22 protein-coding genes are annotated in these 24,387 nt (G+C 34.9%); 13 read left to right on the top strand and 9 right to left on the bottom strand.

Annotated elements, in window-relative coordinates; all coding sequences use genetic code 11:
* Positions 1-83 precede the first annotated feature (83 nt).
* The 5 genes from HJ01_RS16175 to mobA form a co-directional block, all read right to left on the bottom strand.
* A complete protein-coding gene (locus HJ01_RS16175; protein WP_007139578.1) occupies positions 84-1,340 on the bottom strand; it encodes a type II toxin-antitoxin system HipA family toxin in 1,257 nt (418 codons plus the stop codon).
* A 49-nt stretch (positions 1,341-1,389) separates the two neighbouring features.
* Positions 1,390-1,680: a helix-turn-helix domain-containing protein gene (locus tag HJ01_RS16170; RefSeq protein WP_007139577.1), complete on the bottom strand. Its 291-nt coding sequence runs from the start codon at positions 1,678-1,680 to the stop codon at positions 1,390-1,392.
* 94 nt (positions 1,681-1,774) lie between these two features.
* Positions 1,775-3,775 (bottom strand): conjugal transfer protein MobC, encoded by a 2,001-nt coding sequence (gene mobC / locus HJ01_RS16165; protein ID WP_007139576.1) that lies wholly within the window; start codon positions 3,773-3,775, stop codon positions 1,775-1,777.
* A gap of 94 nt (positions 3,776-3,869) precedes the next feature.
* On the bottom strand, positions 3,870-5,186 hold the full coding sequence (gene mobB / locus HJ01_RS16160) for a conjugal transfer protein MobB (protein ID WP_007139575.1): 1,317 nt from the start codon (positions 5,184-5,186) through the stop codon (positions 3,870-3,872).
* Entirely contained in the window at positions 5,183-5,629 is a 447-nt protein-coding gene (mobA, locus tag HJ01_RS16155) for a conjugal transfer protein MobA (protein WP_007139574.1), read from the bottom strand. Before mobA ends, mobB begins: the two co-directional genes overlap by 4 nt.
* Before the next feature lie 694 nt (positions 5,630-6,323).
* Here mobA and HJ01_RS16150 point away from each other — a divergent pair.
* From HJ01_RS16150 to HJ01_RS16140, 3 genes are read left to right on the top strand one after another with little or no spacing between them, the layout of a single operon-like run.
* Positions 6,324-7,091 (top strand): ParA family protein, encoded by a 768-nt coding sequence (locus HJ01_RS16150; RefSeq protein ID WP_007139572.1) that lies wholly within the window; start codon positions 6,324-6,326, stop codon positions 7,089-7,091.
* 12 nt (positions 7,092-7,103) lie between these two features.
* The gene (locus HJ01_RS16145; protein WP_007139571.1) at positions 7,104-7,508 is read left to right on the top strand and encodes a DUF3408 domain-containing protein; all 405 of its coding nucleotides are present in this window, start codon (positions 7,104-7,106) and stop codon (positions 7,506-7,508) included.
* A gap of 22 nt (positions 7,509-7,530) precedes the next feature.
* Positions 7,531-8,163, top strand: a complete 633-nt coding sequence (locus tag HJ01_RS16140) for a hypothetical protein (RefSeq protein ID WP_007139570.1) — start codon at positions 7,531-7,533, stop codon at positions 8,161-8,163.
* 148 nt (positions 8,164-8,311) lie between these two features.
* Here HJ01_RS16140 and HJ01_RS16135 read toward each other — a convergent pair whose 3' ends face one another.
* From HJ01_RS16135 to HJ01_RS16120, 4 genes are read right to left on the bottom strand one after another with little or no spacing between them, the layout of a single operon-like run.
* Entirely contained in the window at positions 8,312-11,416 is a 3,105-nt protein-coding gene (locus HJ01_RS16135) for a type I restriction endonuclease subunit R (RefSeq protein WP_007139569.1), read from the bottom strand.
* A gap of 9 nt (positions 11,417-11,425) precedes the next feature.
* Complete coding sequence (locus HJ01_RS16130) at positions 11,426-12,637, bottom strand: AAA family ATPase (protein WP_007139568.1); 1,212 nt, start codon at positions 12,635-12,637, stop codon at positions 11,426-11,428.
* Between the two features lie 4 nt (positions 12,638-12,641).
* Positions 12,642-13,925 carry a restriction endonuclease subunit S gene (locus HJ01_RS16125; protein ID WP_007139567.1) on the bottom strand — a complete coding sequence of 428 codons (1,284 nt, stop codon included), beginning with the start codon at positions 13,923-13,925 and terminating at the stop codon, positions 12,642-12,644.
* Positions 13,922-15,472, bottom strand: coding sequence for a type I restriction-modification system subunit M (locus tag HJ01_RS16120; RefSeq protein ID WP_007139566.1), 1,551 nt, complete (start codon positions 15,470-15,472; stop codon positions 13,922-13,924). The genes HJ01_RS16125 and HJ01_RS16120 overlap by 4 nt, the downstream gene beginning before the upstream one ends.
* 353 nt (positions 15,473-15,825) lie before the next feature.
* Between HJ01_RS16120 and HJ01_RS16115 the strand changes: the two genes are divergently transcribed.
* The 10 genes from HJ01_RS16115 (at position 15,826) to HJ01_RS16075 (ending at position 24,172) form a co-directional block, all read left to right on the top strand.
* Entirely contained in the window at positions 15,826-16,128 is a 303-nt protein-coding gene (locus tag HJ01_RS16115) for a DUF4134 domain-containing protein (protein ID WP_007139565.1), read from the top strand.
* Between the two features lie 10 nt (positions 16,129-16,138).
* Entirely contained in the window at positions 16,139-16,471 is a 333-nt protein-coding gene (locus HJ01_RS16110; protein WP_040474075.1) for a DUF4133 domain-containing protein, read from the top strand.
* A complete protein-coding gene (locus HJ01_RS16105) occupies positions 16,468-18,972 on the top strand; it encodes a TraG family conjugative transposon ATPase (RefSeq protein ID WP_007139564.1) in 2,505 nt (834 codons plus the stop codon). Before HJ01_RS16110 ends, HJ01_RS16105 begins: the two co-directional genes overlap by 4 nt.
* 24 nt (positions 18,973-18,996) lie before the next feature.
* Entirely contained in the window at positions 18,997-19,629 is a 633-nt protein-coding gene (locus HJ01_RS16100; RefSeq protein ID WP_007139563.1) for a DUF4141 domain-containing protein, read from the top strand.
* A gap of 2 nt (positions 19,630-19,631) precedes the next feature.
* Positions 19,632-20,624 (top strand): conjugative transposon protein TraJ, encoded by a 993-nt coding sequence (traJ, locus tag HJ01_RS16095; RefSeq protein WP_007139562.1) that lies wholly within the window; start codon positions 19,632-19,634, stop codon positions 20,622-20,624.
* A gap of 19 nt (positions 20,625-20,643) precedes the next feature.
* Entirely contained in the window at positions 20,644-21,267 is a 624-nt protein-coding gene (gene traK, locus HJ01_RS16090) for a conjugative transposon protein TraK (RefSeq protein ID WP_007139561.1), read from the top strand.
* Between the two features lie 11 nt (positions 21,268-21,278).
* Positions 21,279-21,434 (top strand): hypothetical protein, encoded by a 156-nt coding sequence (locus HJ01_RS17690; protein WP_157999927.1) that lies wholly within the window; start codon positions 21,279-21,281, stop codon positions 21,432-21,434.
* A gap of 58 nt (positions 21,435-21,492) precedes the next feature.
* A complete protein-coding gene (traM, locus tag HJ01_RS16085; protein ID WP_007139560.1) occupies positions 21,493-22,752 on the top strand; it encodes a conjugative transposon protein TraM in 1,260 nt (419 codons plus the stop codon).
* 52 nt (positions 22,753-22,804) lie between these two features.
* Positions 22,805-23,713, top strand: a complete 909-nt coding sequence (traN, locus tag HJ01_RS16080) for a conjugative transposon protein TraN (protein ID WP_007139559.1) — start codon at positions 22,805-22,807, stop codon at positions 23,711-23,713.
* A gap of 183 nt (positions 23,714-23,896) precedes the next feature.
* A complete protein-coding gene (locus HJ01_RS16075) occupies positions 23,897-24,172 on the top strand; it encodes a hypothetical protein (RefSeq protein ID WP_007139558.1) in 276 nt (91 codons plus the stop codon).
* Positions 24,173-24,387 lie beyond the last annotated feature (215 nt).

The raw sequence follows: 24,387 nt of genomic DNA, 5'->3' as shown, positions 1-24,387 counted from the left end.
AAGTTTTACTTTCAACTTAGTAATATTAAAAATATTTTTTTCAAAGAAATAATCTTAGGTTCAAAACAAATATCTAGGATGAATTACTGCTTAAGATTAAAAGCCTTTTCCATAATTTCCATCTCTGCTCTAGAAATACCTATTTCTCCAGCTATCGTTTTCCAGTTGCTTGTAACTTGGGTGACTTCTTGAATAATGTTTTCCATTTGTAAAGTATTCAATCTAAAGTATTCCCCAACACTTTTAGCTAATTCAAAATCCAGTGCGTTGTTATCCATATCAATATTAAGAGCCAAACCATCTTTGTCTATGGAGGGGTTAAGGTCGTAAGCAGGGGAGAGTATCCACCCCTCTTTGGTTAAAATAAATCCATGGTTACGCAAATGGTCATCGGTGTTTGAAATGGCTATATTAAAAACGATTCTGCGCCATATTTGGTGTAAATTTTCTTCTACGTTTGCACCTTGATTACTGATGAATTCGGCAATATCTAAATAACTTGCGGGATTGTCTCTTATAGTATCTTCATTGTTGCCTGTCATAGTCATAGCCGAAGCAAAATGAATTCTTTCGCCATTCTCCCTGTCAAAGCGTTTAGTAAAGAAAGTATTGTGCTTGCCCATTATTTTTTCTATTCGAAAGGCCGCCATATTGATTCCGGCACTAATAGCCAATTTATAGGCTAAAAATTCCCAAGCTGCTTTGTCTACAGTATCTGTCTTGGAGGGGAATTTAGCAATCCAAAGACTTTTGTCGTTGTCTAAAATATTGGCTTTGGGTCTTGCACCACCTAATGAAGATCCAGGTGCCATAAGAACCGATAACCATTTATTTACTTCTTCATTATCTTTGTCGTTTTCGAAATTAGCGGCTGCATTTTGGAGTTCTCTGATGGAGGACCAGGGCGGGGTGGAAGTAGTTTTATTATTATCTAAGAAATCTCCATTCGGGTCGGTTTTAAATCGTAATGCTCCCATACGACTTTCATCATATACACCCAATAGAAAATCAATATCATAGAGTGTTTTTGGCTTTTCGTTCTTTTCTCTTGCAAGCTGGGCTTCTCGACGTTTCATTAAGGTGCGTCCCCAAGTATCAGGCATGCTGTCTAAAAAAATGCCGAAGTTTTCTTTTTGATTTGGGTATTGTGGACCACCATATAATTGGATGTCTGGATCCAAAAGGAATTTTTGTTCTGTTTTGAGCCAGTTTCTATCGTATTCAAAACTAAATGCTTTTTTACCTTTCGCTTGTTGTGCAGATAAGATACCAATTAGTTTAGGTTCCTGCATTTCTTGCCAATGGGCGTAAACGTAGATGTCGGTTTTACTTTGTGACATGTTTTGTGTTTTGAATAAGTGATCAGTTTAATTTGTTTCTAGCAAGGGGTTACTTTAATAGGTCAAGGTCTTGAAGTTTTCTTCCTAGTTCGTCGTCAGCTGCTATTTTTAAAAAATCGTCTTGCAAACCTAGTACTCTCAGAACATTAAAATAGGCACCTATTGCCACACTAGAATTTCCTTTTTCTATTTGGTATAAAGTGGTTCTAGCGATATCGGCTCTTTCAGCAATTTGTATTGCAGTGAGCTTTCTTCTTTTTCGAGCCAATTTAATATTCTCTCCCATTTGCTCTAAAAGGAGTTGGTGCTTAGGGAATAAGATTTGCTTTTTTGCACTCATTTGTAACAATGTTCGTTAATATGAACAAAAATAGCAAATATGTACATAATAACAAACATTTAATAGAGATTTCTTCTATTTACGGACATTTATTTCATCCCTCTTGCACCAAATGCTGCAAATCAGGATCATTTTTGATACGTTCCAATTCACTTTCGATTATTAGAACTATATCACGTTTTACTTGTCTGTAATTAGCCTCTATTTCGGTTTTCATTTTATCGGCACCATTTTCATCAACGAAAGAGAGGACCTCAGGTATCTTTTTATAAGCTTTGGTTTCACTAGCTACTTTGCTATTATCGACTACAATTTCAGAATGAAAAATTTTCTGTTCAATACGTTCGTCAAAATTATCTGAAACAGCTCCCACAAACACTCCTTGCGTAAGCGTGGAGATTTTTGATGCTGGTATCAAACTGTCTAGTTGTGTAGATATTGAGGTGGATTTATCATTTCGGTTGATGGTTAAACTTTGGCGTTTCTGTAATACTTTACCAAACCGTTCGGATAAGCTTTTGGCCGTTTCTCCCACAACCTGACCACTAAAGATGTTACCCACCGTATTTTGGATAACCTTACTTTCCTTATCACCATAATCACGAGTCAATTGCGAATAATCTTGAAATCCCAAACATACCGCTACTTTATTACTTCTAGCTGTGGCAATCAAATTATCCAGTCCTCTAAAGTAGATCGTTGGCAACTCATCAATTATCACCGAACTTTTTAATTTCCCCTTCTTATTGATTAATTTTATGATCCTGGAATTGTACAAACCCAAGGCAGCAGAATAAATATTTTGCCGATCGGTATTGTTTCCCACACAAAGAATTTTAGGTTCATCCGGATTATTGATGTCCAACGAAAAGTCATCTCCAGTCATCACCCAATAAAGTTGAGGTGAAATCATTCGAGACAACGGAATTTTTGCGGAAGCGATTTGTCCTTGCAATTGATCTTGTGCGCCACCTTGCCAAGCATCCATAAACGGAGATAAATAATTTTCGAGATCAGGGTAGGAAGTAAGGATGGTGAAAACATCAACATATTTCTTGTTGAGTAATTCAATGGCATGTGGAAACGTACAATACTTTCCATTATCATAAATTTTCAGAAACCAGATAATAGCGGCTAGTAATATAATGGGAGATTCCACAAAGAAATCGCCTTGTTTTTGTATCCAACTGCGGTTAAGATTCAACATGATAGTATAGGCAGATTCATAAGCATCTGAGATGTCTGTCATAAAATCTGGATTGATGGGATTGCAACGATGGCTTCTACTAGGATCGTCAAAGTTGATGATATAGAATTTTGGCTTAACGGTATAGTTTTCGGAATGTTTTAGTAAATGATTATACGCAATGGTGGAAAGATCATCGAATTTGAAATCATAGATGTACATTGAAAATCCTTTTTCGATATGCTGCTTGATATAGTTGTTTATTATGGCATAACTTTTTCCAGATCCAGGTGTTCCTAAAACGATGGATGCTCTAAATGGATTTACCACATTAATCCATCCTTCATTCCATTTGCCTTTGTAATAAAATTTGGTTGGCAGATTAACAGAATATTCATTTTGCATCAATTTGGTTTCTTGCATGAAACTTTCATTTTCATTATTAAAAACATCGCTCATAAGATTGGTACGCAGTAGTCGACTGATCCAGACTCCAGCCATCATTAACGAAATGTAGCCCGCTGAAGTAGTAAATATGTATAAAGAAATCGCTGTACCAGCAGACAACTTTAGTAATGGTGTGTTGAGAAAGAAGAGTATAAATCCCATGACTAAGGCAATGGATATTTTCGACCAACTAATTTTTTCGTTTTTAACTCCTTTCGTTCCTAAACAACTTAATGCTAACAATACCAAAGCAAAAATCTTGGTGTATATGGTGTGAGAGAATAGACTTGCAGTCCGTTGAAAATTGCCTAGGATCTTGTTAATGACTTGTAACGTCCAGCCCTTTTCTAAGAAAAAACTATAACAAAACCAGTAAAAGTGCATGAGTACTAGAAGTATACTTACAGCGCGCATGAAAGCCATTATTTTGGCGAGTCCTCTTAAATCGTCTTCTCCTTGCATAATTGAAAAGTTAAAAATGTAACGAGCGAAAGTAAATCGAACGTTAAAGAATCTAAGTCAATTGACTTCCGTTGGCGTTGGTTGTCTCGCTAAACTATTTCTTGCCTCGTTGATTGTTGCGTTTTGTCCTTCTCTTTATTTGATTCGCGAATACTTGTTCTTCATAATCTTCACCTTGAGTAATTGGCAATAAATTTGCAAGGCTTTCTATAAGTCCGAAATCAGTATTAGAATGGGTTGAGTCATTTCCATTAAGAAAATCAAAATGAGCATGTGGTTTTTCTGTTTCTGGTGAGGATTCATTTTTACTAGCTGTGGACGAAATTGTTTTGGTTTTCTGTCTCTCATTCTGAACTTTTTGAGTCCCTTCATTTTTCCATAAATCATTAAAAACGTTGGCAGATAAATTTTTGCTTAGTTGGGATCCATTCCAAACAGTGCGCGATTCATGGTCAATAAAAGTAATTCCGTATATACGACCTTGATCATTTCTTCGAACAAAGGTGTTAATTCCCTGATCGACTAGTTGCTTCTTAAAATCAGTTTCATTATTCGTGGTATGCATGGTAACCTCTATCGAATTTTTCAGGATTTCTTTAGCAGGTGCTGTTTTCATTTTCTCTTTAGAATGTTCGAAATGCTTTTGCAAACTTTCCGTGCCAGCCAGCTTTCCAAAAAGAGAGGATTTGAAAGGATTCGTTACCTTTTCTCCTTTTTCATTTAGTGCAAAATAAACAAGTCCTTGTTTAGACTGACCTTGTAATTCACCTGTTATTTGCTCAGCGGTAATATTAAAAAGTGAAAGTAGCGCATTATAAGCTCCTAAACTTTGATACTGGTAATACTTAGGCAGATGTCGAATTACCGATGCTATTTGACTTTTTACATTGGCTTCTTTGTAATCAACAGGTTTAAAAATTACTTCCTTCGGATTTTGATTCTTTTCAGTTGCAGCGAGTAATTGATATTTTTGTTCCAATGCACGGCAGGCATTCATGGAACGTAATTTTTCATAGGAATCAGATAGCTTTTTACCGTAACGATCAACGCAGGTCGAAACGATATGAATGTGGGTTCGTTCAATATCGGTATGCTTAAAAACCACATAAGGCTGGTCTCCATAGCCCATAAGTTCCATATAGTCTTGTGCGATTTTTTTAAAGTCTTCATCACTTACGCTATCTTTTGGGTTTGGGTTAAGAGAAATATGCAAAACAGGTTTTTCTGTTCGCTTGTTTGCCATTAAATACGGTTCGAAGGAACTATATAATTGGTTAACAGTAAACTCTCCATTGACCGTTTCTCTTATTCTATGAGTTGATAAAACTGATCCATTTTCTTGATTTACTTTTAATTGGTTATAAGAAAGTGCGCCAATAATATTTGCTCCACGACCAATTTTTGCTATCATTTTTCTTCTTTTTTCAAATGTTTTACTTCAAACTCTGCTGTTAATTGCGTTATGGCACGACATAATTGAGCCAACTCGATCGTTTGTTTTTCCAATTTAAAGAGATAGGCTGCCGCTTTCTTTTCAGAAAAATTGCGATACAATATCTTGACAATTTGATTGTAATTAACGCCAGCAGCACGAAATTGACCGTATAAAGTGGTTAAGCGCATGTAATAATCCATTGCTGCTAGATCTACTTTTACCGTTTTTATTTGCTTTTCAAATAAGAGAGAAGTGATAAATAGCGCCTTATTATCCGCTCCTGAAGCTTCAAAAAGAGAAAGGAATTTAGCATTTTCCTGGTCTGTTAGTCGAAAAACATAACGGTGGATGCTAGGATCCTTTTTAGGATTTCTACCGCCTTTGTGTTGCTTTTTGTTTTGTTGATTCTCCATCATCATTCCAATTTTAATTTTTAGAAAACCCCGACTTCGGAGGGAGTTTTTAGCCCCGCGGCGGCGGCAAGTTGTTTTGAGGCACGGAATTCATTTCCGGTGCCTCAAAACACAACTTGCTCTGTTCTGGTGAACAGATAATCCGTCCGCCTGTCGGCGGAACAGATTTAATAAAGCAGGGAAAAACGGCTTTAAGCCGTTCCAGTTCTTATTCAAATGTAGATTTGGACCTTTCATATTCTCATTTATTTACTTCTATAACAAAGTAAATCATTGATTTTTAGAATGGTGTAATAGTAAGTGTTGCCAAACATTGCCTTTGAACGCCAATGAGTTCATCGTTCTGAGATGGTTTGGAGTTACCAGCTTTCTTTGTTTCGAAGTTGTAAAAGAATATTTAGAAACAATTCTATAACCAACTTCAAACACAAATACTAAGTTTTAAGAGTAAGCAAGTATCTAGTAAAATAGTAAAGTATAAAACGATACAGTTGTACAACTATAAAAGCATAAAAGCAGTAAAACAAATGAGCGTACATATTACCCATAAACAAGACATAGCTGTTGGAAATTGTATGAATCTACAATTGTAGGTAAGTACATATTTAAAGCAAATAAATAGGTTAAAACCTTGTATAGAAATACAAGAAGGTATATAGCGAAACAATTTAGTAAATAGATAACTTTAAAATTATAAGTAATGGAAACAATAAATAAAACTTTAAAAATTAGTTTCTCTACCCAAAAGGGTGGAGTAGGGAAATCTACAATGACAACTTTGTTGGCTAGTGTGCTTCATTATCGATTGGGATTTAATGTACTGGTGTTGGACTGTGATTTTCCGCAGCATAGTCTCAGCAATATGAGAGATAGAGATCTTAAAACGGTGATGCAAAATGAACATCATAAGAGAGCGGCTATGAAGCAGTTTCAGACGATTGATAAAAAAGCATTTCCGGTCATTCGTTGTAAGGCCGAGAATGCGCTAGAAAAGGCGTCAGAATATATAGATCAGTCCAATAGTGATTGGAATATTATTTTGTTTGATCTTCCAGGAACTGCCAACACCAAGGGCGTTCTGACCACATTAAAAGCAATGGACTTTATCTTTTCTCCCATTACTGCCGACCGATTGGTAGTAGAAAGCACTTTGGGATTTGCCAAAGCATTTCTACAACTTCCAGAAACAGATGGAGGCAACAAGAACTTAAAATTTTGGTTGTTTTGGAATCAAGTAGATAGGAGGGAAAAGACTAGTTTGTATAAAGCCTATCAAGGTGTAATAGAAGAACTGGGGCTTTCTATAATGGAGTCAAGAATAATGGATAGTAAGCGTTTTCGCAAGGAAACGGATGATACTAGTAATTATATTTTTAGATCTAGCTTGCTTCCTGCTGAGCCTAATTTGATGAAGATAACTAAACTGGATCTTTTTGTAAATGAATTTCTCAAAATCATAAACCCTTAAATCTTTTCTTGTATGGAATCTGATAAAAAGCACAACCGTTTTCAAAAACCAGTTGTAGATGAAGATTACCTCATGAATATTATGAGTGGGGATGAAGCGGTTAACAATGATAAAAACCCAAGCCAAAGTGTCGAAGCTACCGAAAATAAGCCGAAGGAGAAAACTCGTATAAGCACCCCAAAGAAACGGAATTATGAAGAGATATTTCTCACTAACAGATATCCGTCTGGTCGTAGTGGAAAAGTAGTGTACATAAGACCTGAATACCACGAACGACTCCTTCGGATTGTTCAATTGACAAGGGAAGAGAAAACAACATTGTATTCCTATATCGATAACATTTTAGAACAGCATTTTAATGATTTTGGAACCGAAATCCAGGAATTTTTTAATGAGAGAAACAAGCCGATTTTTTAATCAATGTATAATACTAAATAGAATGGAAACTGTAATTGTAATTTGTTTGCTCATCGTCATTTTCCTTTTGGCAAAGGATAAAATTGTCATTAAAAAATATAAGGATCAACAGCCAAGACAAGAGAGAGTTAATTCAAGTCTCCCTGATATTATGGGACAGCCTAAGCCTCAAAGAAGCCTTGCTGTGCCAAAGAATTCCAATGACAGTCAAGTGCAAAAAGAAGATCGTTTTAATGATAATTTTGATATAGAAATCGACGAAGATAAAGTCGAATTACAAATTCCACAAGAAGAGCTGGATGAAGTTTTTGGAAATGTACCTGATTTTGAGAATGAGGAGGAAGAATGGAATAGTTATGGAATATCCGATGGCGATAATGGTTTTGCCCAAGGGGTTACCTTCGAAGAATTAAGCACTGTAAAAACGTTGTTAAAAAAAGAGAAAATGAGACCCTCTCAAAAGGAAACAGCAACAGTCCTACTTCAGAAAATACAAGGAACCGAATTATTCGACCTATTGGAAAATTCCATCGAAGATGCTTCTCAAAAAATAGCCAAGCTGTTAGACGGTACACTTTCTTCAGAGACGGATTCTGGTTCTTCTTTTATGCATAAAAATGATTTGGAAGATTTTGATATTGGGGAGTTTGTGTGAGCTCCCCAATTATCATTTTTTTTCTGCGCACTCTTCAAAATCAAAAAATATCTAATTATAACGATAAATATTCAATCAGTATTCAAATCAATTAGAACACACATACTTGTCAGAATGTTTTGTTTAATCTGTTTTTTTGAAAATTTAATTATAACTGACCACCAACACCTTTAAATTTTTCTACGAAAGTGGCTATTTTTTGAAACACACTTTGTTTTTTTGTCAAATACTGAGGGTTTAAAGGACTCATTTTTGGTAAAATACTATTGAGTTCAGTACCGTTTTCATTCGCAAATTCACGCTTTAAAGATGCTGTAATGTACCGTTTTGCTGCATCCTCATTTAAATTTTCCTCTACAATTAATTCGGAAACCTCTTTTTTCTGTTTTTCCTGAGCATATTTGAAGAATGAGTCTATAACATTCGCTTTATCTTGAATAATTTCAAGGTCTGTTTCATTAATGAAATCGACTACTAAACTTTCTTTTGCTCTATTACCTATACTTGCACGAATCACTCTACGGATTTCTTCTATTAAAGTAGCTTTGTCTTTGTTCTTTTTATTATGCTCAAAAATTAATTCAAGAATATAATCCAAATTTATTTCTTGAGATTTAAGCAAGTCTATCTCAAATACAACATCATCCCAATCAATATCTGATTGTTCTGCTTCTTTGCCATTTTTCTCACGTCTAAACCAATCACGAATGTCATTATAAGTTGAGCGATAATCTTGAATTGTTCGTTCAGGTAGCAAGCTTATCTCTTGCATTGTAGCTAATTCCTCGTCTGTTACAAAGTGAGCTTCTTTAAATGATTCAAGGGCTGCAGTATCTTTTATATCTATCGTTTGAAGTGCTTTGAGGTTGGTGAACTCATCGTAGTTCTGTAGTATGTTTTCTACTCGTAAATACTCGCCAAAGAGTTTTGAGAATTCTTTTTTGTCTTTTTCTGTTACAATTTCATCTGGATTTGGGAAGTTTTCATTTAAGTCATTTACCACATCTATGAAACCTCTACGTGCATGTCCTGTTGCAATGTCTGTAAAACCTTTTAAATATTCTTTGTAGCTTTTTTCAAGTACTACGTTTTTAGTGTTTTTATCTCCAAATAAGGTTATAGCATCAACCGTAGCTGTTTCTAAATCTCTGAAAGTAATAATGTTTCCAAAGGTTTTTGTAGCATCATATATTCTGTTTGTGCGAGAAAAAGCTTGCATTAAACCATGATAGCGTAAATTCTTATCTACAAATAATGTGTTCAGTGTTGGTGCATCAAAACCAGTAAGAAACATACCTACTACTATAATTAAGTCAACTTCTTTACTCTTGACACGTTTTGCAAGATCACGATAGTAGTTTTGAAATTCTTTACTTTCCACTCCAAAACTAGTTTTGAACATTACATTATAGTCGTGTATTGTAGCTGTTAAAAATTCTTTTGCACTGCTATCCATAGCAGAAGGCTCAAAGTTTTCATCAGGAATTTCCCCGATAGCACTCTGTTCTTCATTTGCTGCAAAAGAAAATATCGTTGCAATTTTTAAAGGCTTTTCGGTATCTTTTTGGAGACGGTTTAGTTCCTCGTAATAACATTTTGCTGCTAGAACACTACTTACGGCAAACATGGCATTAAAACCTTGATTTCCTGCATAATTTCTGTGTGTTTTTATTCTATAATTCTTTAGAATGTATTGCGAAACCTCTTTGATTCGAGCAGGATGAAGTAAAGCTTTTGTGTTTTCTGCAGCCGTTAATTTTTTCTCATCAACTTCTGTTTCAAAGCCTTTAAACTTTGGTTGTACATTATTATAATCTACTTTGAATTTTAGTACTTTTTCATCCCTAATGGCATCTGTAATTACATACGAATGTAATTCGCGACCAAATACGCTTGCTGTTGTTTCTGCACCTAAAGCATTTTCAGGAAAAATTGGAGTTCCTGTAAAACCAAATTGATAAAACTTTTTAAATTTTTTGTTCAAGTTCTTTTGCGCTTCACCAAACTGAGAGCGGTGAGCTTCATCAAAGATGAATACTACTTGTTTCTGATAAATGGCTAAATCACTTTCGCTTTTCATTAAGTGGTTTAGTTTCTGAATGGTTGTAACAATTATCTTATTGTCCTCTTTTTCAATATTTCTCTTCAAACCTGCGGTACTGTCGGAACCGTTTACGCTATCTGGCGAAAATCTTTGGTATTCTTTCATTGTTTGAAAGTCCAAATCTTTACGATCTACTACAAAGAAAACTTTGTCAATGAAATCTAAATCAGTAGCTAAACGAGCCGCTTTAAAACTGGTCAGCGTTTTACCTGAACCTGTGGTGTGCCAAATATAACCACCACTTTCTACTTTAGACCAAATTTTCGATTGAAATGAACTTGAAATTTTCCACAACATTCTTTCAGTTGCCGCTATTTGATAAGGTCTCATGATCAGCAGTGTATCACTCGTATCAAAAACTGAATATGTTAGTAATACATTTAACAACGTTTTTTTTTCAAAAAAAGTTGTTGTGAAGTCTTTCAGATCCTTAATCAAAGAATTATCAGCTTTTGCCCAGTTCATCGTAAAATCGAAACTGTTTTTATCTCGTTTAACTGTGTTAGCAAAATAACGACTATCTGTACCATTTGATATTACAAATATTTGTAAATATTTAAAGAGTGAATTTTCTCTATTAAAACTTTCTTTACTGTATCGATGCAGTTGGTTAAATGCTTCACGGATAGCCACTCCACGTTTTTTTAATTCTATTTGCACCAATGGCAAGCCATTCACTAAGAGAGTTACATCATAACGATTTGAATGGCTCCCTTTTTGTTCGAATTGTGATATTACTTGCACTTTATTGCGAGTAATATTTTTTTTATCTACGAGGTAGATGTTTTGGATGTGTCCATCATCAAATACAAAATCGTAAATATAATTTTCATGTAACTTTCTTGTTTTATCTAAGATATTGTCACTTGATTTGTCTAAATACTCTTCCACATAACGAGCCCATTCGCTATGTGAAAACTCCATATCATTAAGAAACTGAAGTTGTGTTCTCACATTAGCCAGCATAGCTTCATTAGTAGATAGGTTAAGATTCTCATAACCTTGATTGATTAAATCCTGAATAAATTCTTTTTCAAGAGCTGCTTCCGTTTGATAAATTGCTGGTGCCTCATTTACCTCTGAATACTTGGTATATTTATCTAAAACAATAAAATTGTTTGATTCTACTATGGTTTTATACTGTTTCATTAATTGTTTCTATATTGATACTTCCTCTGTTTCTTCTTCTGCTGCTACTGGTTCGACTGCAATTTCTTCTTTCCAATATTTACTATTAATCAAATGATCAAGTAATAATTTTACAGTTTGTTTTTCAGGATTAGTTGGTTCAGCCACAACTTCATTTGACAATGTAGAATGACTGGTAAATTGAATTATTCTATTATAATATAGTTGTCTATCTTCGGGTAATAATTTTTTCCATTCATGATACCCTAAGAAATTAGCTGTTTTTTCATACAAATTACGAAGCAACATAAAATGATATTTCTGAATAGTATTTGATTTGATTGCATCTTCAATTGTTTCCTTTAGGTAAAGATGATAAGAAAAGCTTTTATTTGAATCCCCATATTTGTTTTGGAAATCATACGTACCGTCTTCTTTTTTACTTAACATAAAACAAGAATCTTTCTTGGTTTTAAGATTTAGTTCATTATAAAGTACGTTGTAAAAAAGTGGGTTATGTGTTGATATTATAAATTTTAGCCCATTTGATTTCTTAATCAATTCAGCTAAATTTACTGCTAGTTCTATTAAGTGATTTTCATCGAGTGAACTTATTGGGTCATCAATGAACACATACTTTACATCATTGAATTTATTGGTTGCTCTATCTTCAAGATCTGGAGTATTTAAAAGTTCAACTACTTGTTCTATTAAACTATAATACACACACCAAATAAAATTGCTTTCTTCTCCTTTTGAAATTTTAATATTACTTTCACTTTGGTCGTCACCACTTGCCACAGAAAATGTTACTTCGGAATATGCTTTTATTACAATATTATTTCCATTTTTATCTTGAGTAGTATACTCTTCATTAAAGAGAGGTGTTATGGAATCGGTTGTAAAGTGCTGAAAATTGGTTACAATATTATTATCTAAACCTTGGTCTTTCAAAAATCCCAACGCTAAATCTGTAAAGTTATTAGGACGAATTATTAGCTTTCGATTAGTATCTGCATCTAAATCATTATCCCAATAAAAAAGGTCTTCTGTAAATGCATTATAGTACATTACTTTAATACCTGACCCTTCTTGTTCCTCATCTGTATCTTTCGGGTCAACCAACAATCTAAATACTCTTGATAAACGTGTTTTACCTATACCATTAAAAGCATAGATTAACTGTACCTTTCTCTGGCTATCTTTTAGTGATTGTGCTATTTGTGATAATGACTTACTCATACAATTATACTTCTACAGCATCTTTAGAAAACGTTAGTAATTTATTTCTATAATACTCGTATTGTTTTTTACGTAATTCTATTTCTTTTGGTAAATTTTCGCTTATAGAAGCTGTAAGTACATCCAATTTATCTAAAATATTCACTATGCTCTCCTGTTCTTCTTTTGAAGGCACAGGTATTATTGCTTTACCTAAACCAGAAGCATTAATAGCAGAAATTTTACCTGTACGGATATGTTTCTTTATTTGGTCATGAAATTGTCTTGTTCGAGTAAAGTAAGCTACATACTTAGGATTTAAATCGCTCTTATAATAAAAACAAGCATCATGAATAACAACACCTTCTTCGCCTAACCAAGCTGTACCTTTACCTATATCTTCAATTGTTTCACCTGCTGCTACTATGACAACATCTCCTTTATTGGCAACTCTTAGGTTTTTATCATTCACCAACTTTTTACTTACAAATGAAATAGTTTCATCTGCCCAAGTACCATAATGTGTGTACATTTCACCATAATGAATAGTAGGAACTCCTTCTTTTATTAAATCCGTTTTTACAAATCGTTTACCTCTAATAAACTCACCTAAACTTTTGTCATCCATCTGCAGGTGTTTTGTCTCACTTTCATTAAACGTTAGTAATTGCTCACGATAATAGCTATATTGTTTTTTACGTGAATTAAGTTCTGTTGTGAGTCCGATAGTGAGTTGTGTTGTAAGATCTGTAAATGTGTCTAAAATGCGAGCTATTTCTTTTTGGATCTGGAGCGATTTTTCTGGGTTGTTTGGACTCGGAATTGGAATTTGAAAACCATTAATTATTTTTGAACTTAAGTTATTAATAGTAGAACTACTCATTACTCTGTCTAAGTAATTTGTAAACAGATTAGATGTCAATAAATGAAATAAAAACCTTGATTCAATTTGGGGAGAAACTCTAATAACACCCATAAAACCACCAAAGTAATACTCAATGTCGGAATAAATAAATGCAACCTTACCTACATGCTCTCTACTTCCACTTGCCGCACTTATAAAAATATCATTTTTATAAAGTTTCTGAGAATCTTTAATTTTAGTGTCAAAATTTATTATTTTGACATTATCAAAATTTATTGTGTTACTTGATAGAGTAATATTATTTGCTCGTAGAACTTTAAATCCTGAATCATCACTACTTTCATTTTTTTTACTATAAGTTAAACCACGTACATATTCAGCAACTTCACCTAAATCTTTCCATTCTACATCAACACTCACCAACAAACTCTTTAAATAACTCATGCCTCAATTTCATTTATAAGGTTATCAATATTTGTACGTAGTTTGGCTATCTTATTAACTGTTGTAATAACTTCTTTATTCAGCACTTCAATATTTATTTTTTCTCTATTGTTTTTAGGTTCTACATAGCTATTAACCGATAAATCATAATCGTTTTCTTCAATTTTACTATTGTCAATGGTAGTGGCTATGTGTGGAACTTCTGCTTTAGAATCGAACATTTCCATAACTTTCGCAATGTGAGAATCCATCATCTCATTGTTATTGGTTACTTTCTTAAAGAAATCTTCACCAGTAGCATCAATAAATTGTGTTCTATTTTCTGTTTTACTTTTAGAAAGCACTAAAATAGTTACCGCTATAGATGTACCGTAAAACAGATTAGGTGCTAAGGCTATAATAGTTTCTACATAGTTATTATCTACTAAATATTTTCTTATTTTTTGTTCTGCGCCACCACGATAAAAAAGACCAGGAAAACAAACCAATGCCGCTCTACCTCTACTAGATAAATAACTTAATGAATGGAGAACAAAAGCAAAATCTGCTTTAGATTTTGGTGCTAAAACACCAGCAGGAGCAAAACGGTCGTCATTAATGAGGGTAGGGTCAGCATCACCTATCCAATTTATAGAATAAGGAGGGTTTGAAACAATTGCATCAAAAGGTTTATCATCACCTAATTGCGGGTTTATTAATGTATTACCAAGCACTATATGAAACTTATCATAATTAACGTTATGTAAAAACATATTCATACGCGCTAAGTTATAAGTGGTATGGTTTATCTCTTGCCCATAAAAACCTTCTTCTATAATATGATTATCAAAGTGTTTTTTAGCTTGCAATAGTAAAGAACCAGAACCTGCAGCAGGGTCGTAAATTTTATTTATCTTTTCTTGCTTATGCATTGCTAATTGTGCAATCAATTGAGATACGTTAGTTGGTGTAAAAAATTCACCTCCAGATTTACCTGCATTTGCAGCATATTTATGAATTAAAAATTCATAAGCATCACCAAAAAGATCAATCTTACTATCTTTGAAATCACCCTCAAGTTTTAAGCCTTTTACACCATTTAAAACATGTACTAATCGGCTATTTTTATTCTCTACCGTATTACCTAGACGATTACTAGTAGTATCAAAGTCTGCAAATAACCCTTTAATATTTTCTTCTGAAGGGTAACCATTTGCAGAGTTTTCTATTGCAGAGAATATTGCAGCTAAATCTGTATTTAGATTTTGGTTATCGTTGGCATTCTTAACTAAATTGACAAAAAGTTGACTAGGATATATAAAGTATCCTTTTGTTTTAATAGCATCATCTTTTATTTCTGGAGTGATTACATCATCTGATAGATTTGGATAATTTACACTTTCATCATCACCTTCAATGTAATTGGTGAAATTTTCACTTATAAAACGATAGAAAAGTGTTCCTAATACAAAATGTTTGAAATCCCATCCATCTACAGACCCACGAACATCGTTGGCTATTTTCCATATTTGATTTTGTAACTCTGCTCTTTGGTTATTGCTTGTCATTTATTATTTATTTTTGTAACTCTTTATTTTTAACTAATCTATTATAAAAAAATATTTTTCTTCATTGGCTCTCAACTTGTAGTTAATTCTACTTTGTCAATCAACATTTGAAAACGTTATTCTCTAATTAATAGTCTCTCATCACGCTATATTGCATATTGCGATTTCCAATATAACATTATTGATTGCCCAAATTTAGTGATTTTTACTATCACAAACTAAGTTGTCAAGTCTTCTTCTGCCAAACAACTCCACTTAACGACAACATATTAAACAGCAACTGTTTCCATATGATATTTGATCTTAAATCCTGCAAAGTGTAGGATCGAAAAACAGTTTAAATTTTTCAAATCATGGAAAAGCAAGTTAAAAAAGTAGTGCTGGTAGTGGCTGTGCTATCAACAATTAGTGCAGTTGCACAAGGAAACGGAACGGCAGGAATTACGGAGGCGACGCAAATGGTCACTTCTTATTTTGATCCCGCTACCCAACTTATTTATGCTATTGGAGCAGTTGTGGGGCTCATTGGTGGGGTGAAGGTGTATAACAAGTTTAGTAGCGGTGATCCAGACACGAGCAAGACGGCGGCGAGTTGGTTTGGAGCTTGTATCTTTTTGATTGTAGCGGCAACTGTTTTACGCTCTTTCTTCCTTTAGTATTTGCGGTATGAATAGGTATAATATTAATAAAGGTATTGGAAGAACGGTGGAGTTCAAAGGACTGAAAGCGCAGTACTTGTTCCTCTTCGCAGGTGGATTGCTCGGGATGCTTATCCTGATAATGATCTTGTACATGACTGGAGTCAATTCTTATCTGTGTCTGTTTATAGGAATCGGTGGAGGATCGCTATTAGTATGGCAAACTTTTTCACTGAACAAAAAGTACGGCGAACATGGTTTGATGAAAGTGGGAGCAAACAAACGACATCCACGATATATCATCTGTTGCAAGCCTGTGTATCGCTATTTTCAGTTGAATTCCAAAATCCATCAGCCATGAGAAATAAATCAAAAGCGACTACATTGGAAAGTAAGTTTCCGTTGCTAGCAGTAGAAAATAATTGTATTATCTCCAAGGATGCTGATATCACCGCTTGTTTTCGAGTACAGCTACCAGAGCTTTTCACAATTGCCTCTGCGGAATATGAAGCCATTCATTCGGCATGGCACAAGGCAATCAAAACATTGCCTGATTATACGGTGGTGCACAAACAAGATTGGTACATCAAGGAAAATTATGCTCCTGAGATTGCCAAAGAAGATTTGAGTTTTCTGGCAAAGTCCTACCAGCAACATTTTAATGAGCGTCCGTTTCTGAATCATTATTGCTATCTGTTCTTAACAAAAACGTCCAAAGAGCGTATGCGAATGCAGAGTAATTTCTCTTCGCTTTGCAAAGGGGTACTGATCCCAAAAGAACTAAGAGATAAAGAAATCCTTTCTCGCTTTATGGAATCGGTGGCGCAATTTGAGCGAATTGTGAACGATTCCGATTTTATAAAACTGGAACGATTAAGCGAGGATGATATCATTGGAACAGCTAGTAAACAAGGATTATTGGAACAATACCTAAGCCTTTCAAGAGAGGAGGGAACACCATTGCAGGATATTGCTTTGGGCGGAGAAGAAGTTCGTATAGGAAACAAAAGGCTTTGTCTGCATACGTTGTCCGATTCCGATGATTTGCCTAGTTCAGTATCAGCAGAAACCCGTTACGAAAAATTGTCTACCGATAGAAGTGACTGTCTTTTATCTTTTGCTGCACCAGTTGGATTGTTGTTAAGCTACAATCACATCTACAACCAATATCTTTTTTTAGATAACAGTGAAGACAACCTGCGCAAGTTCGAAAAATCAGCAAGAAATATGCATTCCTTAGCTCGTTATAGCCGAGCCAATCAAATCAATAAGGAATGGATCGAACGCTATTTGAATGAAGCACATTCTTTTGGACATGCTTCTATTCGAGCGCACTTCAATGTAATGACATGGTCCGACAATCCAGTGGAATTAAAACAATTGAAGAACGACACAGGTAGTGCTTTGGCATTGATGGAATGTAAACCAAGGCACAACACTACAGATGTTGCGACGCTCTATTGGGCAGGAATGCCAGGCAATGCAGGAGACTTTCCGAGTGAAGAAAGCTTTTACACTTTTATAGAACCTGCGCTTTGTTTTTTTACTGAAGAAACCAATTATAAAAGTTCGCCTTCCCCTTTTGGAATCAAGATGGCCGACCGACTGACAGGAAAACCCATTCATTTGGATATTTCTGATTTGCCGATGAAGCGCGGTATTATCACCAACAGGAACAAATTTATATTAGGACCATCCGGTTCAGGGAAGTCCTTCTTTACCAATCATATGGTGAGACAATATTACGAACAAGGCGCGCATGTGCTGTTGGTGGATACAGGTAATTCGTATCAAGGATTGTGTGAATTAATCAAAGGGAAAACCAAAGGAGAAGATGGCGTTTATTTCACCTATACCGAAGACAATCCGATTGCCTTTAATCCTTTTTACACCGATGATGGCGTTTTCGATATTGAAAAAAGAGAAAGCGTTAAAACTTTGATCTTAACCTTATGGAAAAGGGATGATGAGCCACCAACACGGTCCGAAGAAGTGGCACTTTCAAATGGGGTGAGCGGTTACATCGAACGAATCAAGCAGCAGGATGAATTTCCTTCCTTCAATGGGTTTTATGAATTTGTACAAGGAGATTATAGAAAGGTGTTAGAAGATAAAAAGGTACGAGAAAAAGACTTTGATATTGCCAACTTCTTAAATGTGTTAGAACCTTATTACAAAGGAGGTGAGTACGATTATCTATTGAATTCCGAAAAGCAGCTGGATTTACTTTCTAAACGATTTATTGTTTTCGAAATAGATGCGATCAAGGATCATAAAATTCTTTTTCCAATTGTGACTATCATTATTATGGAGGTTTTTATCAATAAAATGCGTCGTTTGAAAGGAGTACGAAAACTAATCCTGATTGAAGAGGCTTGGAAAGCGATCGCAAAAGAAGGGATGGCAGAGTACATCAAATACCTTTTTAAAACGGTACGAAAGTTTTTTGGAGAAGCCATTGTTGTAACCCAAGAAGTAGATGACATCATTCAATCTCCCATTGTAAAAGAAAGTATTATCAATAATTCGGATTGTAAAATACTGCTGGATCAAAGGAAGTACATGAATAAATTTGACGATATCCAAGCCATGCTTGGTCTGACTGATAAAGAAAAAGCGCAAGTACTTTCCATCAATATGAACAATGATCCCAAACGACTTTACAAAGAAGTTTGGATTGGACTAGGAGGAACGCATTCGGCAGTATATGCTACAGAAGTTAGTTTCGAGGAATATTTAGCCTATACCACTGAAGAAACAGAAAAGTTGGAAGTCATGCAACTGGCAAGCCAATTAGATGGAAATGTAGAACAGGCTATCAAGAGGATTGCCCTTGAGAAAAGGGAAACAGAAAACAATTAGTAAAAATTTTAAAAACGAATAGCAATGAAAAATCTAAAAATTATGGTATGCATGGTGATACTATTTGCTGTCATGCCGAATGCTAAAGCACAGTGGGTGGTAACAGATCCTACAAATTTGGCTCAAGGAATAGTCAATTCAGCAAGACAAATCATACAGACTTCGACCACAGCGACCAACATGATTAACAACTTTAAAGAAGTCCAAAAAGTGTATAATCAAGGAAAAGAATATTACGACAAACTGAAGGCGGTAAACAACTTGGTAAAAGATGCTCGAAAAGTGCAACAGACTGTATTACTTGTTGGTGATGTTTCTGAAATGTATGTAAACAATTTTGGGAAAATGTTGAACGATCCCAATTTCAATGAACAGGAACTAACAGCCATTGCGAATGGGTATTCCATATTGTTAAACGAAAGCACAGAACTATTGAAAGAGTTAAAACAAATTGTAAACTCTTCTAGCTTGTCGCTTAATGATAAAGAGCGTTTGGACATTATAGACCAGGTATATGTAAAAGTAAAAGAGTACCACAATTTGGTTCGTTATTTTACGAATAAAAATATTTCAGTTAGTTATCTGCGTGCCAAGAAAGCCAATAACAGTCAAAGAGTATTGGATCTTTACGGAACGGCTAACCAGAAATATTGGTAATCATGGAATTTAGTAACCTTCATGAAGTACTACGTTCGCTCTATGACGAGATGATGCCGTTATCAGCAGATATGGCAGCGGTTGCTAAGGGTTTGGCTGGATTGGGTGCATTGTTTTATGTTGCATTAAAAGTTTGGCAAGCGCTGAGCAGTGCAGAACCAATAGACGTATTCCCGTTACTTAGACCTTTTGCTTTGGGTATCTGTATTACATTTTTTCCAACAGTTGTTTTAGGAACTCTTAACGGCGTATTGAGTCCAGTGGTGCAGGGAACGCATAGCATCTTAGAAAGTCAAGTTTTAGATTTGAATGCTTTACAACAGCAGAAAGACCTATTGGAGAGAGAAGCGATGCTTCGTAATCCTGAAACAGCCTATTTAGCATCGGATGAAGAATTTGATAAAAAGTTGGATGAACTCGGATGGACGCCCTCCGACTTGGTCACCATGTCAAGCATGTACGCGGAAAGGCAGATCTACAGTCTAAAGAAAATGTTTCGAGATGGATTTCGCGAATTTATTGAAGTCCTTTTTCAAGCGGCTGCACTAGTCATAGATACGATACGAACCTTCTTCTTAATAGTGCTTTCAATATTGGGTCCTTTGGCATTTGCGATCTCTGTCTGGGATGGATTTCAGTCTACTTTAACGCAGTGGCTGACTCGGTACATTAGTGTGTATCTCTGGTTACCCGTTTCAGATCTTTTTAGTGCCATGTTATCCAAGATCCAATCCTTAATACTCCAAAAGGACATCGACAGTTTATCCGATCCCAATTTTATTCCCGATTCATCAAGTACGGTGTACATCATATTTATGATTATTGGCATTATAGGGTATTTTACCATTCCTACGGTAACTGGATGGATCATTCAGGCTGGTGGCGCAGGAAACTTTGTCCGCAATATAAATCAAACGACTACTAAAACTGGCAATATAGTAGGGGCTAGTACTGGCTCTGTTGCTGGAAATATTGGCGGTAGATTAATGAAATAACAATTTAAATAAAAGTAAAATGGAATTTAAAACTTTAAGAAATATCGAAAATAGTTTCAGTCAAATTAGGCTTTACGCTCTTGTATTTGCAGTACTGTGTGTTGGTATATCGGGTTATGCTGTTTGGGAATCTTACCGGTTCGCTGAATTACAACGTCAGAAAGTCTATGTATTAGATAATGGAAAATCGCTAATGTTGGCTCTTGCTCAGGATGCTTCTATCAATCGGCCTGTAGAGGCTCGTGAGCATGTTCGTCGGTTTCACGAGCTTTTCTTTACACTAGCTCCAGATAAAAATGCAATTGAGAACAATATGAAAAGAGCATTTAATCTTGCTGATAAAAGTGCTTTTGATTATTACAAAGATTTAGCAGAAAAAGGATATTACAATAGGATCATTTCAGGAAATGTCCAACAACGACTTGAAGTGGATAGTGTGGTATGTGATTTTGAAACCTATCCTTATGCTGTGAAAACGTATTCTAAGCAGTTCATCATTCGATCCAGTAATGTAACAAAAAGAAATCTTGTCACTTCCTGCTATCTAGTTAATTCCGTTCGCTCAGATAATAATCCGCAAGGCTTCAATATGGAGAAGTTTACGGTTTTGGAAAATAAAGATCTAGAAATTATTGAACGTTAAAAATAACAAAGATGAAAGAGATTCGAACAAATATTGAGCTATGGATCAATGACGTTGAGGTGAAATGGAGGATGCTTCCATTGCAGAAGCAGTATAAATATATCATAGTTTGTTTTGCCGTCTATCTAATGATCAGCATAGCTGGTATTCTTATCAGTTTGATTTAGTTCCAGTAGCGTGAAATCCCTAAAGGATCATTAGTACTAATTATAAAAAAGAAAAGACATGAAAGAAAATGAAAACAAGAAAAATGCAGTCTATGTTACAGATGGCAGTGTAAATACAGCTTCTGGAGGACTGGAAGTGATTAGTGAGGGTAAAGCCGAAAAAATTAAAAAGCCAATCATCTTTGGATTGATGGCGATAGTATTTTTTGGTTGTATGTATTTGATATTTAAACCAGCAGAAAATGTAAAAAATATCGAGATTATGGGGCTTAATGACTCTGTTCCTCAAGCTACAACTATTGGTTTAGAAAATGACAAACAAAAAGCCTATGAACAGGAATTATTAGAACAGAAAAATCAAGGAAAACAAAATGCCCTGACATCTCTATCTGATTACTGGAATGAAGGTAGTACAGAAGAATCTTTGCAAGATGTTCCTGAAAAAGAAGGGAATACTAAAGCTTCATTAAGTAGTTATCGTAATGCACAAAACACATTGGGCAGTTTTTACAATAATGATAATTCTGAAACACAGGAATTACGCAAACAACTAGAGGAGCTAAAAGAAGAACTGGCAAAAAAAGAAGAACCACCAACTAATGTTGTTGATAATCAATTGGAGTTGATGGAGAAATCGTATCAGATGGCGGCTAAATATTTGCCGATCAATTCGGCTTCGCCTGAAAGCAAAGCAACTGGACCTTCTTCACCATCAAAAGAAGTCTTTGTTTCGATAATTCCAGAAAGGCACAATGTCGTTTCTAACCTGGAGCAAAGCGTTGAGGAACACCTAGTAGTAGCGGTTAGCAATAGTACATTCACCAGTACTAATCATCAACAGCAAACAAAGAATAGTATTCGTGCTGTTGTTCAAGAAACACAACTCGTCTCCGAAGAAACCAGTGTTAGCTTGCGTTTATTGGAACCCGCAAGGATACAGAACAAAACGATCCCTCTCGGAACTGTAGTAACTGCAAATTCGAAGTTTCAGCAAGGTAGGCTACAACTGAAGATCAGCTCTATTGAGTTTGAGGGAAATATTTTCCCCATTGAGCTCACTATCTATGGTTTGGACGGACAACAGGGATTGGCAGTGCCTTATTCTTCAGAACGTAAAGCTATGACCGACATGGCAGCCAATATGGGACAAACTTCTGGTAGTAGTATAATGTTGTCAACTTCTGCTGGACAACAGATCGCAGGGGATTTAAGCCGAGGATTAGTTCAAGGTGTTTCAAATTATTTCTCAAAAAAAATTAAGACTCCAAAAGTTACCCTAAAAGCAGGACTGCAAGTGCTGCTAGTATCAAAAAAATAATTGTTTAAAAAATAAATGGTATAAAATGAAAACAGCTCTAAAAAATACTTTGATGATACTAATTTTAATATTAGGATACACATCAATTACGCATGGGCAGGAGGCCTTGTGCACAAGTGCAAAGAAAAACCTAACTATAATAGAGCCATACGATATAGAAGTAACATTCGATAAAACTACACATCTATTATTTCCCTCTGGTATTCGTTACGTAGATTTAGGTAGTACTAACTTGGTTGCCAGTAAGGCTGAGGATGCTGATAATGTTTTGCGAGTAAAGGCATCTGTTCGGGATTTTGAAGAAGAAACCAATTTTTCAGTAATTACAGAAGACGGAACTTTCTATAGTTTTAATGTCTCCTACAATTCATGTCCTAGGGTTACTAATTACAGTTTAACTAAAACCGTCAAGACTGATCGTGAATGGAATTCAAAACCAATTTTGTTTAAAGAACTTGGGAGGAATTCGCCCTACCTGGTCGACGAATTAATGGGTGAGATCTATAATCAGGACAAGCACTTTATAAAACAAATTTGTACCAGAAAATTTGGAATAGAATTTCTATTGAAAGGTATTTATATTAACGATAATAAATTTTATTTTCATACACAAATTAAGAATTTAAGCTTCGTTTCATTCCCAATTGATTTCATCAATTTTAAAGTGATCGATAAAAAGAAAGCGAAACGCACGGTTGTACAAGAAGTAATTAAACATCCCATAAGAGTTTATAGCGCTATCGATGTGGTACAAGGAAAAACGGTTTCCAGAAATGTTTTTGTTTTGGATCAATTTACGATCGCTGACGACAAAGTAATTCGCATAGAACTCCATGAAAAAAATGGTAGTCGATTGCAGATATTAGAAATTAAGAACTCACATTTACTTAAATCTAAACTAATCCAGCAGGAGAATGTTAGGAAAGATAAAGAGAGATACTTCGAAAGAGATGTCAAATAAAAAGACCTCCAAGGGATCAAAACGGTTTGATGAAGTGATTGTTTTACTATTTATAGTTTAACAATCACTTTCATTTTAGCTCATTAAAAATTCATATTAACTACTTAAAAATGAGTTGTTTGTTTTTTAAATAATTAGTTTTTTTATGTACATTTATATTGTTGAATTTTTAAATATTTGCATATGAATCCTGCATTGTTTTTAAGTATAATTTCTCTCTTTGTAGGTTTTAGCCTTCGATATTGGATCAACAGACGAAAGTTTTACAGAAGAGGGCCAATGGGAGTGGAAGGGTTTTCGAGTTACGAAAAATCAGTAGTAATAACATTCTTTGAAAGAGTGACCAAATGGATTTCCATTGGATTTATTATTTTTGGACTACTTATGTTATGGAGTTATTCGAAAAAGAAGTCAAGCGAAAAGAAACTAACTCAAATCAAAGTTGAAAATGCGAAATAATGTAGCGGCATTCTTTTGCTTCTTTTCTTTTGACGCTTTTGTGGAAAGAAAAGAAGGCGGAAATAAGTAATAGGATGAAGAATATCCTATCATTTAACTCGAACCTTTTCAGGAAAAATAGAAGGAAGCGATGCGTACTGATTACTTTTTTCTGAAGTGGTTCAACTAGTTTCTTCAAAAAGACTTTCCCGACCATTTGGAAGGGAAGGTCTTTT

Source organism: Flavobacterium frigoris PS1 (assembly GCF_000252125.1).
Lineage (GTDB): Bacteria > Bacteroidota > Bacteroidia > Flavobacteriales > Flavobacteriaceae > Flavobacterium > Flavobacterium frigoris_A.
This window is presented reverse-complemented; position numbering and strand designations above follow the sequence as displayed.